Raw genomic sequence first — 20,119 nt, 5'->3', positions numbered from 1 at the left:
AGAAAATTTGATAAAATAGAAGTATCAGTGTAAAGGATGAGAGAATGAAAAAGATTATTGGTATCTGGGCTCAAACTGAAAATGGCATTATTGGAAAGGACCAAGTCATGCCTTGGCATCTGCCAGCTGAGCTACAGCATTTCAAGGAAACGACCATGGGACAAGCAATTCTTATGGGAAGAGTGACCTTTGAGGGTATGAAAAAACGGGTTCTACCAGGTCGGACTAGCATTATCTTAACGCAAGATCAGGCTTATGATTCTGAAAATGATGCTGTACTCGTCATGCATAGCACAGAAGAAGTCTTAGAGTGGTATCAGAAACAAGAGAAGAATCTTTACATTATTGGGGGGAGTCAGATTTTAAGGCTTTTCTCTGATCAGTTAGAAGAGTTGATCCAGACCATGATTCATACAACAATTGATGGCGATACATTGGCACCAAAATTTGAAGAGAGCCACTATGAAAAAGTCCGTCAAGTCCATCATCCGAAAGATGAGAAGAACCCATATGATTTTACGGTCAACTATTATAAGAGAAAGGATTTAGACTAATGGAGCGAAGTGTCTTTGGTTTTTTTACAGCTGTCCTATGTGTCATCTGTTTGATTTGCGCCTTACAAACCTTTCGTAAAAAACGTTTTGGCCTCGCTATTTTATTCTTACTAAATGCTTTTACCAATCTTGTAAATTCTATTCACGCCTTTTACATGACCTTATTTTAAACTAAATAGAAACAGAAAATGACAGAAAGAGGAAATACATGCCAACGAATCAAAATAATGATATGATGGTTTATTGCTCATTTTGCGGAAAGAGCCAAGATGAAGTCCAAAAAATCATTGCAGGAAACAATGCGTTTATCTGTAATGAATGTGTAGAGTTAGCTCAAGAAATCATCCGGGAGGAGCTTGCTGAAGAAGTCCTAGCTGACCTTAGTGAAGTTCCAAAACCAATCGAATTGCTCAATATCTTGAACCACTATGTCATCGGTCAAGATCGGGCTAAACGTGCCCTTGCAGTAGCGGTATACAACCACTACAAACGCATCAACTTCCACGATACACGCGAAGATGAGACGGATGTTGAATTGCAAAAATCAAACATCCTCATGATTGGACCTACTGGTTCAGGAAAGACTTTCTTGGCCCAAACCTTGGCTCGTAGCCTGAATGTTCCATTTGCTATTGCAGATGCAACAGCTTTAACTGAAGCCGGTTATGTGGGTGAAGACGTTGAAAATATTCTCTTAAAACTTCTTCAGGCAGCGGATTTCAATATTGAGCGTGCAGAACGTGGCATCATCTATGTCGATGAAATTGATAAGATCGCTAAGAAAAGTGAAAACGTCTCGATCACACGTGACGTTTCTGGTGAAGGGGTGCAACAAGCTCTCTTGAAGATCATCGAAGGAACTGTCGCTAGTGTACCACCTCAAGGGGGACGTAAACACCCTCAACAAGAGATGATCCAAGTGGACACCAAGAACATCCTCTTTATCGTAGGTGGGGCTTTTGATGGGATCGAAGAAATTGTTAAGCAACGTCTTGGTGAAAAAATCATCGGTTTCGGTAAGAACAATAAAGCTATTGATGAATCAAGCTCTTACATGCAAGAAATCGTGGCAGAAGATATTCAAAAATTCGGGATTATCCCAGAATTGATCGGACGTCTTCCAGTCTTTGCTGCTCTTGAGCAATTGACAGTTGACGATCTTGTCCGTATTCTAAAAGAGCCACGCAATGCCTTGGTAAAACAATACCAAACCTTGCTTTCTTATGATAATGTTGAATTGGAATTCGATGATGAAGCCCTTCAAGAGATTGCTAATAAAGCCATCGAAAGAAAAACAGGAGCTCGTGGACTTCGTTCAATTATCGAAGAAACCATGATGGATGTCATGTTTGAAATTCCAAGTCAAGAAGATGTCAAACTTGTTCGAATTACAAAAGAAGCTGTAGACGGAACTGAAAAACCAATTCTCGAAACAGCCTAGAAAGATAAAATATGGAAATTAACACACATAATGCGGATATCCTCTTAAGCGCTGCAAATAAGAGCCATTATCCTCAAGATGAGATTCCAGAAGTTGCACTTGCCGGTCGATCCAATGTCGGCAAGTCTTCTTTTATTAATACTCTCTTAAATCGAAAAAACCTGGCCAGAACATCTGGGAAACCAGGAAAAACCCAATTGCTCAATTTCTTCAATATCGATGATAAACTCCGTTTGGTAGACGTACCTGGTTATGGCTATGCACGAGTCTCGAAAAAAGAGCGCGAGAAGTGGGGGCGGATGATCGAAGAATACCTTACTAGTCGTGAGAACTTAAAAGCAGTCGTTAGCCTAGTCGATTTTCGTCATGAACCTTCTGCAGATGATGTTCAGATGTATGAGTTCTTAAAATATTATGAGATTCCTGTGATCTTAGTTGCTACCAAGGCAGATAAGATTCCGCGTGGAAAATGGAATAAACATGAATCGATTATCAAGAAAAAACTAGATTTTGATCCAGCTGACACCTTTATTGTCTTTTCTTCGGTCACCAAAGAAGGACTAGAGAAGTCATGGGATGCTATTTTAGAAAATGCGTTTTACGAAATAAATTGAAATGACATGAAAATGTCATTTTTGTTTTGGATTTATCTCGCAATTGTAATACAAGTGTAATATAAGTGCCTTTGTTTTCTTCTATTTATATGGTATAATCTCTATAAAGATAAAAGATGATAAAAAATTAATTGGAGATAAATTGTATTATGAAAAAGAAAATACGGAATAAAACGAAATTATTTGGTTTGTTCGTTTCTGTATTAGCAGTGGGGACATTTGCTGCTGCTATGAGCGAGCACGTCACATCAGTTGGTGCTAATGATGGAACTTACCAAGCTTATTCAGACCCTACTGAAGCTTTCATCTCACAAATTGGTGAGTCAGCTCGTCAGCTCGGTCAAGAGAATGACCTTTATGCTTCCGTTATGATCGCACAAGCCATTCTTGAAAGTGGATCAGGTCAGTCTGGCTTGTCTTCTTATCCGCATTACAACCTTTTCGGGATAAAAGGAAGTTATGCTGGTCAATCTGCAGTAATGCAAACTTGGGAAGATGATGGTGCTGGAAATGCCTATACGATTAATGACGCATTTCGTTCTTACCCATCTTACTATGAATCATTGCAAGACTATGTAGCTGTTTTGAAACAAGGACATTTTGCAGGTGCATGGAAGAGCAACACCTCTAGTTACCAAGATGCAACAGCAGCTTTGACAGGTGTTTATGCGACAGACACAAGCTACTATGCAAAACTTAATAACATCATTGAAACTTATAATTTGACTCAATACGATTCACCAAATGTTCAAGGTGGTATTACAGGTTCCGTATACAATCCATATCGCCAACAGTTCACTTCACAAGAAATCTTGAATTTGGATATCGCTTGGGCGAACCGTTTAAATTATTAAAACTAAAGCAGGCAGATGCCTGTTTTTTTGTTGTTTTTTTAGCAAATAGTGTTGTTCGATATAAAACGTATATGGTGAAAGTTTAAGATTTCTTCCTGAAAACCTTTTCAAACTTTTCTCTCTATGATATAATGATTTTGTTCACAAACATTATATAAGGAGAATAGTATGTCTGAATCTAATTTTATTCAAAAGGTTGGAGCGGCGTGTAATAAGAAGGAAGATCTCTATCAGAAATCTAAAACGCGCTATGCAGTCCGTTCTATTTTTGCTGGAGGATTTCTTACTTTAAGTACGGCGGTCGGAGCAGTTGCAGCTGACTTATTAAATACCTTTGTACCTGGATCTGGTCGTTTTCTATTTCCATTCATCTTTGCCTGGGGTTTGGTATACCTCTTATTCTTAAATGCGGAATTAACCACCTCAAATATGATGTATTTGACGGCGGGGACCTATCTAAAGAAAATTAATTGGAAGAAAGCGCTGGAAATTCTTCTTTATTGTACCTTCTTTAATTTAATTGGTGCTTTAATCGTCGCTTTTCTTTTCAATCAAACCACAGCCTTTGCTCATATCGATCCAAAAGGATTCCTAGCTACGGTGGCAGAAAATAAACTCCAACGAAGCAATCAAGTGGTTTTCTTTGAAGGGGTTATTGCCAATATCTTTGTAAATATTGCTATTCTTTCTTATTTATATTTCAAAGATGAAACAGCCAAGGTGCTCTTAGCCCTCTCTGCTATTTATATGTTTGTCTTTATGACCAATGAACACTTGGCTGCAAACTTTGCTTCCTTCTCATTATTGAGCTTTAATTCAGTTTCTAGCCAATTGCCACATTTTGAGTTTTTAAATATTTTACGTCACTATAGCGTAACCTTCTTTGCCAACTGGGTAGGAGGAGGAGTCCTAATGGGACTAGCCTATGCTTGGTTGAATAATATCAAGAGTCTTTATAACGATTAAAAAATATAAAAAAAGTTTGCAAAAGTACTTGCATTCTTTTTTTATATATGATAAACTAATCTACGGTTTGAAAAAACTGCCTAAGACAGTAGGGGAGCTCGACTCATAAAGATCCTACCGAGGACAAAACGTATCAATTAAAAGAAGCGTATTGTACTTTCGTGTCTAGGTTTGGGCGCGTTTTTCTTTTGGAAAAATTCCCCAAGCAAAATAATTACGGAGGTGAACACACTAATGAGTGAAGCAATTATTGCTAAAAAAGCGGAACTTGTTGACGTAGTAGCTGAGAAAATGAAAGCTGCTGCATCAATCGTCGTTGTAGATTCTCGCGGTTTGACAGTTGAGCAAGATACAGTTCTCCGTCGCAACCTTCGCGGAAGCGAAGTTGAGTTTAAAGTTATCAAAAACTCAATCTTGCGTCGTGCAGCTGAAAAAGCTGGTCTTGAAGATCTTGCATCTGTATTCGTTGGACCTTCTGCAGTAGCATTTTCTAACGAAGATGTTATCGCACCTGCGAAAATCTTGAACGATTTTGCAAAAGACGCTGAAGCACTTGAAATTAAAGGTGGTGCAATCGAAGGCGCTGTCGCATCTAAAGAAGAGATTCTTGCACTTGCAACTCTTCCAAACCGCGAAGGACTTCTTTCTATGCTCCTTTCTGTACTTCAAGCGCCAGTGCGCAACGTTGCTCTTGCAGTCAAAGCGGTTGCAGACAACAAAGAAGACGCAGCTTAATCTTAAGCTACGCAGTGTAGCCTAGCTACAAAAAATAAAAATATAAAATTAAAACTTATTTGGAGGAAATAACAATGGCATTGAACATTGAAAACATTATTGCTGAAATTAAAGAAGCTTCAATCCTTGAATTGAACGACCTTGTAAAAGCTATCGAAGAAGAATTTGGTGTAACTGCAGCTGCTCCTGTAGCTGTTGCTGTAGCTGGTGCTGCTGACGCAGGTGCTGCTAAAGATTCATTCGATATCGAATTGACATCTGCAGGCGACAAGAAAGTCGGCGTTATCAAAGTTGTACGTGAAATCACTGGTCTTGGTCTTAAAGAAGCTAAAGAACTTGTTGATGGTGCACCTGGTGTCATCAAAGAAGGTGTTGCTGCAGCTGAAGCTGAAGAAATCAAAGGTAAATTGGAAGAAGCTGGAGCTTCAGTTACTCTTAAATAATAGAGTTTCCAATCAAAATGAAAACCGAGGTTTAGGCCTCGGTTTTTTTGTCGTTGAAAAAAATGATGATAGAATGTGAATAGAGGACTTTTATAAAGCTAACATGTGTAGCTCTCTTTATTTTCTCTAAACCTACTAAATAGTGCAGTTTTAATGATGTTACAATCATTTTACAATTACTTTATGCCCTTGAGATGTTTCTGATTTGTTGCTATAATGGCTTTAAATTATATCATAAAAGGAGAAGATGATGAAAAATTTTAAACGTCTTTTATTAGCTGTTGTGGCTGTCTTTGCAGCAATCTTTTTGGTAGCCTGTGGCGCTAAAAGCGATAATGGGACTTACGTGTTTGAGCCTACTAAAGATGAAATCAAAGAAATTATGCCAAGTGAATTTCAATCTTTGATAGGTGATAATTACTCATTTACTATTTCCATTACAATTAAGGATAAGAAAGGTGAGATGAAAGTAGACACGAATGCAGGTGGTCAAAATGTTAATCAAGTGATTGAGTTGGAAGTAGACCAAAAAGCTAAAACTCTTGTCTCAGAAAATGAGTATGGGAAAGCGGAAATTACTTATCAAGTTTCAGGAAATGTGTTAACGATTAAGGATGTGAAGAATTCTTTGATGGGTGACACAGACATGTTTAATAACTACATGAAAATTGCTAAGTTCAAAAAAGTTAAATAAGCAATCATGGCGGGATTTAAATTCCGCCTTATTCTATTTCTTTGTTGATACAAGAAATATTACAAGAATATGACATTTATAAACTTTCATTGCCGTGTACCTAAATTGTTGATATAATAGTGTTAATCTAACTAAAAAGGAGAAGTTATGAAAAACTTTAAACGTATTCTTTTGGCTGTAGTAGCTGTTTTTGCAGCAGTCCTCTTGGTGGCATGTGGTGCCAAAAGTGATAACGGGACTTATGTCTACAAACCATCAAAAACTGAAGTGAAGGAGATCCTTGAAGAACAAGGTGCTCCAAGTTCAAGTGTAGATGCATTGATCGACAATGTTAAATTGGAAGTTTCAGTGACCATTAAAGATAAAACAGGTAGCCTTAAAATTAAAGGTGAAATGATGGGACAAAAAACAGACCAATCATTTGATATGAAAGTTGACCAACAAAAGAAAACTCTTCAATCTAAAACAGGTGAAGGTGAGAAGGTTAAATACAAAGTATCTGGAGATGTGTTCACTTTTGATTTATCTGGTCAGAAGAGTTCAGGTCATGAAGCCGCTCTGGAAATGTTCAAAAACGCTAAATTCAAACGTACAAAATAATACAAGAGAAGGGCAGAGAGTATCTGCTCTTTTTCTTCTTTAAAACATCTTGAATCGGTATTAAAATAATGGTAAAATCTGATTATAAAATACATTAGGAGATTGATTATGAAAAATATTAAACGTATTCTCTTAGCTTTCGTTGCTGTTTTTGCAGCAGTCCTCTTGGTGGCATGTGGTGCCAAAAGTGATAACGGGACTTATGTCTACAAACCAACAAAAACAGAACTCAAGAAGATTCTTGAAGAGCAGGGCTTATCAGGTAGTCAATTAGAGTCTATTGGAGACGTTATTAATTTTGAAGTTTCTATTAAGATCAAAGATTCTAAAGGAACCCTCAGCATCGCGGGTGAAGTCGCTGGTCAAAAGAATGAGCGATCTTATGATGTCAAAATCAATCAAAAAGAGAAAACAATCTCGTCAAATGATGGTAGTGGAGAAAAGATTACATATAAGGTCGATGGTGACTATTTGACATTTGATCTTTCTAAGTTAAGTAATAGCAACCAAGGGGATCTTATGATTCTTAAAAACGCTAAACTCAAACGCACGAAATAATGCAAGTGAAGAGCGGGGAAACCTGCTTTTTTCTTTATTTAAAATATCTTGAATTAGTATTAAAATAATGGTAAAATCTGATTATAAAATACATTAGGAGATTGATTATGAAAAATGTTAAACGAATTATGTTAGGTATTGTTGCTATTTTTGCAGTTGTTCTGTTAGTAGCTTGTGGTGCTAAAAGTGATAATGGGACCTACAAAATGGAGACGAATATTAATCAGTTAATGGGGCAAGATTCAGAATCTGAAGTGTCGAAAGATGCGAAAGTTACCATTGAATTGACGATTAAAGATTCAAAAGGGGAATTAAATATTATTCAGAAGATAGCTGGTAAAGAAGTGCCCATAAAATTGGATTTAAAAGTTGATCAAAAGAAAAAATCATTAAAACGTTCTTATGGTGATATGGAGTTGAAATACAACATCAAAGGTGATGAATTGACATTTGATTTATCTAAGTTAAGTTCTAGTGACCAAGCGAATCTTCTTTTTCTTAAAAATGCTAAACTCAAACGCACGAAATAAAGCGACTGAAGAGCGGGGAAACCTGCTCTTTCGCTTTACTTTTATGACTGGTTTGATATAATAAATGAGACTACAGATGGGACTGAGGCAGGAATGATTTTCTTTGAAAATGATTTCGTCTCGCTCCCTCTTTTCTGTGTGATCAAGGTTATTATTAATGGAAAAGGAGAAACATCTATGCTATATATTTGGTCTTACTTGAAAAAGTATCCCAAGTGGCTAGCTCTGAATCTATTTTCGGCGGTCCTGTTTGTTATTGTCAATTTGGGCTTGCCAACGATTCTAGCTCGCATGATTGATGAGGGGATTAACCCGCGTGATGTGGATCGGCTTTATTTCTGGGGCTGGGTCATGTTTGCGATTATTTTGCTTGGGATTGTGGGACGGATTATCTTGTCTTACGCGGTTGGTCAACTAACGACCACCATGGTCCGCGATATGCGCAATGACCTCTATGCTAAGTTACAGGAGTACTCGCATCGCGAGTATGAGCAAATTGGGGTATCGTCATTGGTCACTCGCTTGACTTCGGATGCCTTTGTTTTGATGCAGTTTGCGGATTCTATGTTGAAGATGGGGGTCATTACACCCTTGATGATGGTTTCCAGTGTTCTCTTGATTCTCACGACCAGTCCTTCTTTAGCGTGGATTGTAGCGGTTTCTGTACCATTTCTTGCTGTCGTCGTCTGGTATGTAGCAGTTAAGACACGTCCACTTTCCGAGAAGCAACAAAAGACCCTGGACCATCTTAATCAATTTGCACGTGAAAATTTGACTGGACTTCGTGTGATTCGTGCCTTTGCCCGTGAAGAATTCCAGGAAGAGAAATTTGCGGCTGAAAATGCAGTCTACGCAGAAAACTCGAATAAATTGTTCAAACTAACTGGTTTGACAGAGCCCTTATTTGTGCAGATCATCATTGCTATGATTGTGGCGATTGTCTGGTTTGCTTTGGATCCTCTTCATGACGGTAGTTTGAAAATTGGGGATCTGGTTGCTTTTATTGAGTATAGCTTCCACGCGCTCTTATCTTTCCTCTTTTTAGCCAATCTCTTTACCATGTATCCTCGGACTGCGGTTTCTAGCCGTCGTCTCAAGGAAATCATGGATATGCCCATTTCGATCGATCCAAATGAGAATGGTGTAACAGAAACAGCATCTCGTGGCTATTTGGAATTTGACAATGTCACCTTTGCTTATCCAGGTGAGACGGAGAGTCCAGTTCTTCACAACATTTCCTTTCAGGCCAAACCCGGCGAAACGATCGCCTTTATCGGCTCGACCGGTTCTGGGAAATCATCGCTTGTGCAGCTGATTCCTCGATTCTATGATGTCACCCTAGGGAAGATTTTGGTGGATGGTGTGGATGTCCGTGACTACAATCTGAAAGCCCTTCGCCAAAAGATTGGTTTTATTCCACAAAAGGCCTTGCTCTTTACAGGAACCATTGCTGAAAACCTTCGTTATGGGAAAGAAGATGCATCTGTCGAAGAATTAGAACAAGCGGCTGATATTTCCCAAGCCAAGGAATTTATCGACAGCCGTGAGGAACGCTTCGACACGCATTTAGCAGAAGGTGGTAGCAACCTTTCGGGTGGTCAAAAACAACGCTTATCCATCGCTCGTGCTGTTGTCAAAGATCCAGATGTCTTTATTTTTGATGATTCCTTCTCTGCCCTAGACTACAAGACGGATGCCACTTTGCGGAAGCGTCTCAAAGAAGTTACAGGAGATGCGACCGTCTTGATCGTAGCGCAACGTGTGGGAACCATTATGGATGCGGATCAAATTATTGTCTTGGACCAAGGGGAAATCGTTGGTCGAGGAACCCACGATGAATTGATGGAAAGCAATGAGATCTATCGCGAAATTGCCAATTCGCAGCTCGATAGTCCATCATTAACAGAGGAATAGAAAGGAGAAGCAGATGAAACAAGAACAAAACAGTTTTAGTAGACTATGGACTTATTTGAGAGCCTATCGCTTGGAAGTTTGCTTGTCCATTTTCTTAAAAATCCTGAGTGTCGTCATGAGTGTTGTCGAACCCTTTGTTTTGGGGCTTGCCATTACTGAGTTGACAAAAAATCTCATGGATATAGCAAAAGGCCTTGCGGGAGCTGGTCTTAACACCTCCTATATCGCGATCATTATGACGCTCTATCTATTCCGTGGGGTCCTCTATGAGTTGGGATCTTATTATTCCAACTATTTCATGACTAATGCTGTTCAAAAGACCGTTCAGGACATGCGAAATGATTTGTCCCATAAAATCAATCACATTCCCGTTTCTTATTTTGACCGGCATCAGTTCGGAGATTTGCTGGGACGTTTTACTAGTGATGTCGAAACCGTCTCGAATGCCTTGCAACAGTCCTTCTTACAAATCGTCAACGCTATCTTTACCTTGCTCTTTGTCATCAGCATGGTTTTATACTTAAACATCCAGCTGGGGCTAGTGGTCATCTTGTCCATTCCGATCACTTATTTCAGTGCTCGATTTATCATGAAAAAATCGCAGCCTTACTTTAAAGAGCAGGCAGATGTTTTGGGGGCAATGAACGGATTTGTACAAGAAAATTTAACAGGCTTTAATGTCCTTAAGCTCTACGTCCGGGAAAAATCTTCCCAGGAAGAGTTTCATGATATTACCCATCACCTTCAAAAGGTAGGATTCAAGGCTAATTTCATTTCCGGCTTAATGATGCCGATTTTAAATGGGATTTCAGATTTGACTTATCTCATTATCGCTTTGTTTGGTGGCTTGCAAGTGATAGCAGGCCGTTTGACTGTCGGGAATATGCAGGCTTTCGTTCAATATGTTTGGCAGATCAACCAACCAATTCAAAACTTGACCCAATTGGCAGGTCAGCTACAAAGTGCTAAGTCGTCTCTAGATCGGATTTTCCAAGTCATGGATGAACCAGATGAAGTAGCAGATGTGACAGAAACCCTCTCTGGAGATTTGACAGGGCAAGTCAGCTTTAAAAACGTTGATTTCCAATATGTAGCGGACAAACCCTTGATTCGTGATTTCAACCTAGAAGTCAAACCAGGTGAAATGGTGGCCATTGTCGGACCAACCGGAGCAGGGAAAACAACTCTGATTAATCTGCTCATGCGCTTTTACGATGTGACTGCGGGATCGATTACAGTGGATGGTCATGATATTCGCCATCTGTCACGCCAAGATTACCGCAAACAATTCGGAATGGTGCTTCAGGATGCTTGGTTATATGAAGGAACCATCAAAGAAAACCTTCGCTTTGGTAATCTTGAGGCAACGGATGAAGAAATTGTGGAAGCTGCAAAGGCAGCCAATGTCGATCACTTTATCCGGACGCTTCCTGGTGGTTACAATATGGAAATGAACCAGGAGTCTAGCAATATTTCTCTAGGGCAAAAGCAACTTCTAACTATTGCGCGTGCGCTCCTTGCTGATCCCAAGATTTTGATTTTGGATGAAGCGACGTCTTCTGTCGATACGCGTTTAGAGCTCTTGATTCAAAAAGCGATGAAGAATTTGATGAAAGGGCGGACTAGCTTTGTTATTGCTCACCGCTTGTCTACCATTCAAGAAGCAGATAAAATCCTTGTCCTCAAAGATGGTCAAATCATCGAGCAAGGAAATCACCAATCCTTGTTAGCAGACAAAGGGTTCTACTATGAGCTCTACAATAGCCAATTTTCAAATAAAAAAGCGGAATAAGCGCGTGTCATCAAAAGAGGTTTGAGATAGAATTCTCAGCCTCTTTTTCTTGCTCACTTTTATTACTACATAAAAAGGTTAACATATCTGCAACAAATTGATACAGAATATTCACACAATTCACCTTGTTTGTCATGATATTTTTTATTAGGATAGAATCGTTGTAAAAAATAAAAGGAGAAATGTGTGATGAATCATTTAAACAAAGATATCGTTTTTGGCATTCGCAAGTCTAAGCTTGGAGTCTTTTCTGTCGTGATTGCGATCATGGGGGCTTGTTTTTTGACTGGACAATCTGTGGCAGCTGATCAAGCTGGAGAGCAGACACAAATCCAAACACAAGGGCAAGAAGCGACAACCTCTGATCCCGCTAGCTCTCAAGTAGATACCAGCCAATATGGCGCATCTATGCCTTACACCCGTTATGAAGCAGACAAAGGGAACCTCCTTGGAAAGGCAGAGGTAGAGCAGTCTCAAGACAGTCACTCAACAGCTATTGAAGCTTCTGATCAGACTTATGTCGCTTTAAAAGAAAAAGGAGATGGTGTCTCCTTTAAGGTAAATGAACCAGCCAATGCCTTAACTGTACGCTATACAGTGCCAGATGGAGCCAGTGGACAACTCGATGTACAGGTGAATGGTCATAGTGTTCAACAATTGGATCTTTCATCCACGTCTAACTGGCAGTACTTGAATGACAAAGGTGTTCATGATAGTGCCCAGGCTGATACACGCGCTCGGTTCCAATTTGATGAAGTACACAGCCTCCTTCCAGGCCTTCAGCTTCAAAAAGGAGATGTGGTTTCACTGGTGAAAAACAGGTCAGACGACGTCCATTACGGCCTTGACTTTGTGGAATTCGAGCAAGCTCCAGACCCGATTGCTCAAGGGGACAATGCTATCAATATCGTTTCTAAAGGAGCTACGCCAAACGATGATACCGATGATAGCCAAGCGCTCTATGATGCGATTTATGAGGCTAAACAAACCGGAAAGAATGTCTATATCCCAGCTGGGCGATTTAATCTCAATCGAAAAGTCGGTATCGATGCTTCTGATATGAAGATTTCAGGGGCTGGTATCTGGCATACCCAACTGCATTTCACTAGCGACCAAGCTGGTGGCGGTGGTTTTGACTTCCTTCACCAAGACAACCATGTTGAATTTAGCGATGTCTATCTGTCCTCCAACCTTCGTTCACGCTATGGTGAAAACGCTCAGTACAAGGCCATTTCTGGAACACCAGGGAAGAACTCTCATATTCACGATATTTGGGCCGAACACTTTGAAGTTGGCATGTGGATTGGCGATTATGCTGGAAAAAATGATATGAAGTACACAGATGGTCTAGTAGTAGAAAATGTCCGTTTGCGAAACAACCTGGCTGACGGAGTCAACTTTGCCCAAGGGACTAAGAATTCTATTGTCCGCAATTCTAGTATTCGTGGAAATGGAGATGACGGACTAGCCAGCTGGTCAAGTATTGCAGATGGAACAGAATCAGCAGTAGCAGAAAATAATAAATTCTTGCACAATACGATTGAACTTGGTTGGCGTGCTGGTGGTGTTGGGATCTTTGGTGGAAAAGGCCATGAGATTGCCTACAATCGGATTAAAGACAATATCGGTGATGCCGGAATTCGCTTGACGACTGTCTTTAAGGGCCATAACTTTGATCTGAATGAAGAAGGAATTCGGGTTCACCACAATCTCTTGGTGCGTACAGGAACGAAGAGCGATATCTACAACAAGCATCGTGGATCGATTGATGTTGAAACGCGTTATGGAGATATTAAAAATGTCACCATTGAAGACAATGTATTTGTAGCGCCATTTGATACAGGTGTGACCGATCACCTCAATCCAAATGGAGGTATCCTAAACCATGTAGAAATTAGAAACAATCAAACCATGGGTCAACTCTCTCATTCAGCTCAATCAGGACTATCTGCACCTTTTTCAAAGTCAGCTGGACAAGCCTTGAGAGTGAAAGAAAACCCCCTTCAAGTAAGCGCAGTGAAGGCTTCCCTTCAACCATCGAAAGTTCAACCGTCTAAAAAACAAACTAGTCTGAATCTTAAACAAGCAAAGACAGTGACCAAAACAGTCAAACCTAACTATGTGCTAAAAGCAACAAATTCCAAGCAAAAGAGCTTTTTGAAAGCTCCGAGTGCTTTATTCCTTTATCGGATGATGGGGTTACGTCAAACGGTTTAAGAAGGATGGAAATCCTGGATACATTTCCAGGATTTTTTGCTTGCTGCTAGTCCTTCATTGACAGTGAGAAGGCATATCGGTATACTAGGTATAATCTAATGAGGAGGCCACCATGATGATTCGACCCGTTCAGCTCAGCGATGCAGCAGCTATCCGAGCGATTTACCAACCTTATGTGACAGGGACAGCCATTACCTTTGAGGTTGATGTGCCGACTGTCCAGGAATTTGAAAACCGCATCACAAAAACGCTGACCCAATTTCCTTATTTGGTCGCAGAAGTGGATGGTAAAGTTGTGGGGTATGCCTATGCCTCGACCTATTATGCACGCGCCGCCTATGATTGGACCACTGAATTGTCTATTTATGTAGCAAAAGAAGCGCGTGGACAAGGGATTGGATCGGCCCTTTATACGGCCTTAGAAGAGGAGTTGCAAGCACGAGGCTACTTACGCTTTCTGGCTTGTATCGCAGTTCCGAACGAAGCGAGCATTTCCATGCATGAAAAGCGGGGCTATGTCCAAGTGGCTCATTTCCCAAAGATTGGCTATAAGTTTAACAAATGGCATGATATCGTCTGGATGCAAAAGACCATAGACGGTCCTGTTAGGAAAATCAAGTAAGAGCTGTTAAGGATCAGTAGCTAAATGAAGTGAAAGCTCCATTTCACTTGAAACAATCCATAAATTATTCAGCATAGAAGATGTTTTTATACGAAAGAGGTTTTTATGACGCAAGAACAAAGTGCTAGACTGTTACCCCAAAAGCCCTCCAGATGGGCTAAAATTCTACTTAACCGAAAGGTTCCTATTCTCCTGTTCTTCTTACTGGAATTGGCCTTTCTTTTCTTTTCATATCTCAGCTTACAAGAGCATTTCCCATCCATTATATTATGGGAACACTTGTTGAGTGTCTTTACCTTCTTTTACTTGCTCAATCGTTCCATGGATTCTCGTTCCAAACTGTCCTGGATAATTATCATTGCCCTCTTTCCAATTTTTGGGACGGCTCTGCTTTACTTTTCGTTAGCTGATTTGGGTGTGAGACGCTTGAAGAAGCGGCTTGAGGATGCTACAGTGCAGGCATCCGACTATCTAAGCACCGATCCAGAAGTTGCTGATTATTTATCCCAAAGTGATCGCCAATTACAGAGATTAGCTTATTTTTTGGAGCATAGTCCAGCACAGTTTCCTATCTACAGAGACACAGAGGTTACCTATTTTCCACTTGGAGATGACATGCTTCCAGCCTTGTTGGAGGATTTGAAAAAGGCGGAGCGTTATATCTTCATGGAATATTTCATCATTGACGAAGGTATCATGTGGGGTGAGATTTTAGCCATTTTGGAGGAGAAGGCCAAGGCAGGTCTAGACGTTCGTGTCATGTTTGATGGGATGAATGAGATGACTACCTTGTCCTACGATTATATCGAGCGATTGCACAAGGTTGGGATTAAAGCCCAGGCCTTCTCACCAGTCAAGCCTATTCTATCAACCTATTACAATTACCGAGACCATCGAAAGATTACAGTGATTGATGGTCAAGTTGCTTATACTGGTGGCGTTAATATCGCTGATGAGTATGTCAATAAACGAGAACGCTTTGGTCATTGGAAGGACACGGCCCTTCGATTAGATGGTTCAGCAGTTCAAACGCTAAAAGCTCTCTTTTTGACCATGTGGACAGTGACTGGAATAGAAGATAAAAGGGATATGGAGCACTATCTACAAGAAAAACCTCAACAAAGAAAGAGTCAGGACTTTGTACTCCCTTATGGCAATTCACCGTCGACCTACCACAAGGTTGCAGAAAATGTTTATTTACATCTTCTGAATACATCAACTAATTATGTCTATATCATGACGCCTTATTTGATTTTGGATGATGAATTGGTTCGAGCCATGACCTTTGCAGCCAGACGAGGTGTGGATGTTCGTATCATTATGCCAGGTATTCCAGATAAACAGTATGCCTTTGATATTGCGACGAACTATTTTAAAGCCCTCTTGGATGCTGGCGTCCGTATTTTCCGTTATACCCCAGGCTTTGTCCATGCTAAGGTTTATGTTTCTGATAGCCAACAAGCTGTGGTAGGAACCATTAATACAGACTACCGAAGCCTCTATCAAAATTTTGAAGATGGGGTTTATCTCTACAAAAATCTGGAAGTGCTTAAGATTGAAGAAGATTTTGAGAAAACCCAGGCTCTCTCAGAGGAAGTCACTTTAGAAAGTTTATCAAAAATACCTATGGTTCATCGTCTGGGTGGCTATCTTTTTTCTTTGATTGGACCTTTGATGTAAAAAAGGAGGAATCATATGGATACAAAAATTCTTTTGAAATTGTTAGAAAACCAAGCTGATCCAGCGAAAGTCTCAGCAATGGAAGCTTATATGAAAAATAAATTCAGCTTTCTTGGCGTTCAAAAACCAATTCTCAAAAAGATTGAAAGAGAGTTTTTTAAACCCTTCATAAAGGATCCAATTGATTGGACTTTTGTGGAAGAGTGTTGGCAGCAACCTTACCGTGAGTTTCAATATATTGCTATGGATTATCTGGATAAAAAGAAGAAGGAGCTTAGACCTGAAGATTTTCCAAAGCTAAAGGAATTGGCTCAAACCAAGTCCTGGTGGGATAGTATTGATCAGTTGGACCGCATCATCGGAGAGATTACTTTCACATATCCAGAAACCAAACAGGTTATGCTGGATTGGAGTAGGGATCAGGACTTTTGGTTGAGGCGGATTGCCATTGATCACCAGCTTATGAGGAAAGAAAAAACAGATACGGATTTGTTAGAAAAAGTGATCCTCAATAATCTAGGTCAAAGCGAGTTCTTTATAAATAAGGCAATTGGCTGGAGCTTACGCAACTATTCCAAGGTCAATCCGGATTGGGTAGGGGTCTTTATCGACCGCTATCGAGATCAGTTGTCACCATTAAGCATTCGGGAAGGAAGCAAGTACTTACCTTCTTGACAGTTTGTGGATGTTCATGGTAAACTAGATTCATGCGATGAGTCGATTGGCTCCTTTGGAGCCTTTTGCGCTGAGGAGGTCTACATTCAATTGTAACGCAGGAGCGGACCTTGAACAGTTGTGTGAACCTGCTGTTCTCACCGAAAGGTGCCTCGAATCCTGGTCTTCGGATCAGGATTTTTTTGTTTCCTCAAAGAACCGAAAACTATTATAATACAGTTGCTACAAAGTTATGTTGGTGTTATAATATAGTAAAGTGCCTAGGTCAGAAAGGAGTGGAGTTGATTGGGAGATTTCTATCATTCTAATGATTCAGCATCTACAGACTATTCGCATAAAATTGAGGAGCTTGAAAACTCTAAACAATTTCAGGATGCCATCGGATTGATCCGAGAACAGATGAAGAACAATCTTCAGTGGAATGTTTTGCGATCCTTTGGTATTATTTGCGCCATACTGTCTCTCATTTTATTGCGTTTTGCAGCTATTCCTTTGATCCTTTTAGTTGTTGGTTTGTATTATTGGCCACAATATAAAAAACGAAAAGCCTTGTTTGGGGATCGAATTCGTTCGAACGATGAGATCTATCTTGATGATATCCTTTCGCCTGTATTAAAGGAAGTTTTTCCTCGAGCTTCGATCAAAGAGGACGGTTCCATCCCTTCTGAAGCTCTCTCGCATTTATGTCCTCGGTCGACTGATTTTCTATGTTTCAAAGAGCTATCATTTCATGATGACAAAGAGCTGACAGTGTCAAATCTCTATGCCCATCATACGGAGACTCGTTACCGGACATCTAATGGTCATACGAGGACGGAACATGTGGAAGTTACAGATTTCCTTGGACAAGTGTTCTCTTTACATCTACCGATCAATTTCTCAGGTCATCTTCGAGTTGTGCCAACCAAGAAATCCTTTCTTTTTAAGAGGGAGGTGAATGGGGTTTATCCTGGAGCCAGAGGAGATGAAGTTCAGATTGAAACCGAGGATATTCGCAATAACGAGAATTACAATATTTACTGCACGGATGAACTGTCTGCCCGTAAATTTCTCACCCCTAAGATGTTGGAATGGTTTGATCGACAAATTTCTCAAAATGCCATGTGTGTATTTTTGAAAGACAAGAAACTATTTATTTCTTTGTATACCGATCGCTATATCTTTCCGACGCCCCAAAAACCGGAAGATATTGATCAACTATCTTTGGTATCTGAATATCATAAATTATGCAAAGAACTAGCTTTAATTAAGGAAATAACAGCAATTTTTGAAGGAGAAGCATCATGAATCTCATTATTGGAATCATCCTATTATTTCTTGCCCTATTGGCCATTTGGTTTATTAGTGTAGGAAATCGCCTCAATCGTTATCTAGTAACCATCGAAGAATCAAAGAGAACGGTTGATATCGTTCTCGTAAAACGCTATGATACCATTTCGGAAATGCTAAAAGTAGCCAAAGCCTATGCCAAACACGAGCAAGAGATTTTTACTGATTTAGTTGCTTTACGCCAAGGAGCGACTATTCAAGAATCCAACCAAGTCATTACCAATCAAAATGATGTCTTGGCACAAATTCGTGCAGTCGGTGAAAACTATCCAGAGCTCTTGTCTTCTAACCAATTCTTGGCCTTGCAAAAGGAAATTGCTGACGAAAATGAAGATCTTGCTGCAGCGAAGCGAATTGTCAACAGTAATGTCAGCCATATCAATCAAGAAATTGTTTCATTTCCGGCGTCTATCGTAGCAGGTGTAAAGGGAATCCATCAAGTTCCATTTCTTGCTGAAGAAACACAAGGTAAGAAAGATTTAAGTGACTTGAACTATGACCTGAACTAACGAGCTATTTATGATAAATAACCATCAACAATCCTGGTCTTAGAATCGGGATTTTTTCCTACTGTTGGTACTTTTCATTTATGCCAAAAAATTGTATAATGGTACAAATACTCAATTTTTAGAAAATTTTGAAAGAGGATTTACTATGGGATACACAGTTGCTGTTGTCGGTGCTACAGGTGCCGTTGGTGCTCAAATGATCAAAATGTTGGAAGAATCTACTCTTCCAATCGATAAAATTCGCTACCTTGCGTCAGCACGTTCTGCAGGAAAAGTCTTGCAATTTAAAGGGCAAGACGTGACCATCGAGGAAACGACTGAAGATGCTTTTGAAGGGGTTGATATTGCTCTCTTCTCAGCTGGTGGTTCAACATCTGCCAAATATGCACCTTATGCGGTAAAAGCAGGCGCAGTAGTGGTTGATAACACTTCTTATTTCCGTCAAAATCCGGATGTCCCATTGGTTGTTCCTGAAGTGAATGCCCATGCTCTTGATGCTCACAACGGAATCATCTCTTGTCCAAACTGTTCAACCATTCAAATGATGGTAGCTCTTGAGCCAGTTCGTCAAAAATGGGGCTTGGACCGTATCATCGTGTCTACTTACCAAGCTGTTTCAGGTGCTGGTATGGGAGCTATTCTTGAAACCCAACGTGAGTTGAAAGAAGTCTTAAATGATGGAGTTAATCCACGTGATGTTAAAGCAGAAATCTTACCTTCAGGTGGAGATAAGAAACACTATCCAATCGCCTTCAACGCTCTTCCACAAATTGATGTCTTCACAGATAATGACTACACATACGAAGAAATGAAGATGACAAACGAGACTAAGAAAATTATGGAAGACGATAGCATTGCTGTTTCAGCAACTTGTGTGCGGATTCCAGTCTTGTCAGCTCACTCAGAGTCAGTCTACATTGAAACAAAAGAAGTGGCACCAATTGACGAAGTGAAAGCTGCTATTGCAGAATTTCCAGGTGCAGTCCTTGAAGATGATGTTGCTCACCAAATCTATCCTCAAGCAGTCAATGCTGTAGGTTCACGTGATACCTTCGTTGGACGGATTCGTAGAGACTTGGATGCTGAAAAAGGAATCCACATGTGGGTTGTTTCAGATAACCTCCTTAAAGGAGCTGCTTGGAACTCAGTCCAAATCGCAGAAACCCTTCACGAACGTGGACTCGTACGTCCAACAGCTGAATTGAAGTTTGAATTGAAATAGGGAGAAAAACAGAAATCAGTAACTCGAAGAGTTTGATTTCTTCCTCGCTATTTGGATTTAAGGCTCGGGCAAAAAAGGTCCGCAGGACCTTTTTAGTTCCCCCTCACAGTTTATTAGGTTATCTTTAGGTATTTGATAGCATGTTAAAACTTAAGGAAGAACTTATTTCG

General features: G+C 40.1%; 20 protein-coding genes and 1 other annotated feature. All 20 genes read left to right on the top strand.

Features of this window, described 5'->3' with window-relative positions; translation table 11 throughout:
• Positions 1 to 44 precede the first annotated feature (44 nt).
• The 20 genes from QM351_RS02940 (at position 45) to QM351_RS02845 (ending at position 19,949) form a co-directional block, all read left to right on the top strand.
• Positions 45 to 554: a dihydrofolate reductase gene (locus QM351_RS02940; RefSeq protein ID WP_414326470.1), complete on the top strand. Its 510-nt coding sequence runs from the start codon at positions 45 to 47 to the stop codon at positions 552 to 554.
• A gap of 208 nt (positions 555 to 762) precedes the next feature.
• Positions 763 to 1,995 (top strand): ATP-dependent Clp protease ATP-binding subunit ClpX, encoded by a 1,233-nt coding sequence (gene clpX / locus QM351_RS02935; RefSeq protein ID WP_049493014.1) that lies wholly within the window; start codon positions 763 to 765, stop codon positions 1,993 to 1,995.
• Between the two features lie 11 nt (positions 1,996 to 2,006).
• Positions 2,007 to 2,609 carry a ribosome biogenesis GTP-binding protein YihA/YsxC gene (gene yihA / locus QM351_RS02930; RefSeq protein WP_070662235.1) on the top strand — a complete coding sequence of 201 codons (603 nt, stop codon included), beginning with the start codon at positions 2,007 to 2,009 and terminating at the stop codon, positions 2,607 to 2,609.
• 149 nt (positions 2,610 to 2,758) lie between these two features.
• Positions 2,759 to 3,463 (top strand): glucosaminidase domain-containing protein, encoded by a 705-nt coding sequence (locus tag QM351_RS02925; RefSeq protein WP_021153281.1) that lies wholly within the window; start codon positions 2,759 to 2,761, stop codon positions 3,461 to 3,463.
• Positions 3,464 to 3,631: 168 nt separating this feature from the next.
• Positions 3,632 to 4,429, top strand: a complete 798-nt coding sequence (locus QM351_RS02920) for a formate/nitrite transporter family protein (protein ID WP_049472301.1) — start codon at positions 3,632 to 3,634, stop codon at positions 4,427 to 4,429.
• Between the two features lie 61 nt (positions 4,430 to 4,490).
• Positions 4,491 to 4,625: a sequence feature (ribosomal protein L10 leader region), on the top strand.
• A 38-nt stretch (positions 4,626 to 4,663) separates the two neighbouring features.
• Positions 4,664 to 5,164: a 50S ribosomal protein L10 gene (gene rplJ, locus QM351_RS02915; protein ID WP_003001722.1), complete on the top strand. Its 501-nt coding sequence runs from the start codon at positions 4,664 to 4,666 to the stop codon at positions 5,162 to 5,164.
• 74 nt (positions 5,165 to 5,238) lie between these two features.
• Positions 5,239 to 5,607, top strand: coding sequence for a 50S ribosomal protein L7/L12 (gene rplL / locus QM351_RS02910; protein ID WP_070586784.1), 369 nt, complete (start codon positions 5,239 to 5,241; stop codon positions 5,605 to 5,607).
• Positions 5,608 to 5,857: 250 nt separating this feature from the next.
• A complete protein-coding gene (locus QM351_RS02905) occupies positions 5,858 to 6,301 on the top strand; it encodes a hypothetical protein (protein ID WP_298619550.1) in 444 nt (147 codons plus the stop codon).
• Positions 6,302 to 6,448: 147 nt separating this feature from the next.
• The gene (locus QM351_RS02900) at positions 6,449 to 6,901 is read left to right on the top strand and encodes a hypothetical protein (protein WP_134974371.1); all 453 of its coding nucleotides are present in this window, start codon (positions 6,449 to 6,451) and stop codon (positions 6,899 to 6,901) included.
• 108 nt (positions 6,902 to 7,009) lie between these two features.
• A complete protein-coding gene (locus QM351_RS02895) occupies positions 7,010 to 7,459 on the top strand; it encodes a hypothetical protein (RefSeq protein WP_003007430.1) in 450 nt (149 codons plus the stop codon).
• 107 nt (positions 7,460 to 7,566) lie between these two features.
• A complete protein-coding gene (locus tag QM351_RS02890; protein WP_070588964.1) occupies positions 7,567 to 7,989 on the top strand; it encodes a hypothetical protein in 423 nt (140 codons plus the stop codon).
• 177 nt (positions 7,990 to 8,166) lie between these two features.
• On the top strand, positions 8,167 to 9,903 hold the full coding sequence (locus QM351_RS02885) for an ABC transporter ATP-binding protein (protein WP_023918197.1): 1,737 nt from the start codon (positions 8,167 to 8,169) through the stop codon (positions 9,901 to 9,903).
• A gap of 13 nt (positions 9,904 to 9,916) precedes the next feature.
• Positions 9,917 to 11,695 carry an ABC transporter ATP-binding protein gene (locus tag QM351_RS02880; RefSeq protein ID WP_023918195.1) on the top strand — a complete coding sequence of 593 codons (1,779 nt, stop codon included), beginning with the start codon at positions 9,917 to 9,919 and terminating at the stop codon, positions 11,693 to 11,695.
• A 189-nt stretch (positions 11,696 to 11,884) separates the two neighbouring features.
• Positions 11,885 to 13,912: a glycosyl hydrolase family 28-related protein gene (locus QM351_RS02875; RefSeq protein WP_414326466.1), complete on the top strand. Its 2,028-nt coding sequence runs from the start codon at positions 11,885 to 11,887 to the stop codon at positions 13,910 to 13,912.
• Between the two features lie 112 nt (positions 13,913 to 14,024).
• Positions 14,025 to 14,534: an N-acetyltransferase family protein gene (locus tag QM351_RS02870; protein ID WP_414326465.1), complete on the top strand. Its 510-nt coding sequence runs from the start codon at positions 14,025 to 14,027 to the stop codon at positions 14,532 to 14,534.
• 105 nt (positions 14,535 to 14,639) lie between these two features.
• Entirely contained in the window at positions 14,640 to 16,214 is a 1,575-nt protein-coding gene (cls, locus tag QM351_RS02865; protein WP_414326464.1) for a cardiolipin synthase, read from the top strand.
• Between the two features lie 15 nt (positions 16,215 to 16,229).
• Positions 16,230 to 16,889, top strand: coding sequence for a DNA alkylation repair protein (locus tag QM351_RS02860; protein WP_414326463.1), 660 nt, complete (start codon positions 16,230 to 16,232; stop codon positions 16,887 to 16,889).
• A gap of 285 nt (positions 16,890 to 17,174) precedes the next feature.
• Positions 17,175 to 18,176: a DUF3137 domain-containing protein gene (locus QM351_RS02855; RefSeq protein ID WP_414326462.1), complete on the top strand. Its 1,002-nt coding sequence runs from the start codon at positions 17,175 to 17,177 to the stop codon at positions 18,174 to 18,176.
• Positions 18,173 to 18,727, top strand: a complete 555-nt coding sequence (locus QM351_RS02850) for a LemA family protein (protein ID WP_150906131.1) — start codon at positions 18,173 to 18,175, stop codon at positions 18,725 to 18,727. Before QM351_RS02855 ends, QM351_RS02850 begins: the two co-directional genes overlap by 4 nt.
• Positions 18,728 to 18,872: 145 nt before the next feature.
• The gene (locus QM351_RS02845) at positions 18,873 to 19,949 is read left to right on the top strand and encodes an aspartate-semialdehyde dehydrogenase (protein WP_036757608.1); all 1,077 of its coding nucleotides are present in this window, start codon (positions 18,873 to 18,875) and stop codon (positions 19,947 to 19,949) included.
• Positions 19,950 to 20,119: the final 170 nt, after the last annotated feature.

This window comes from Streptococcus parasanguinis, from assembly GCF_047465465.1.
GTDB classification, from domain to species: Bacteria; Bacillota; Bacilli; order Lactobacillales; family Streptococcaceae; genus Streptococcus; species Streptococcus parasanguinis_AI.
The sequence above is the reverse complement of the archived record's forward strand: the minus strand, read 5'-3'. Positions and strand labels throughout refer to the sequence as shown.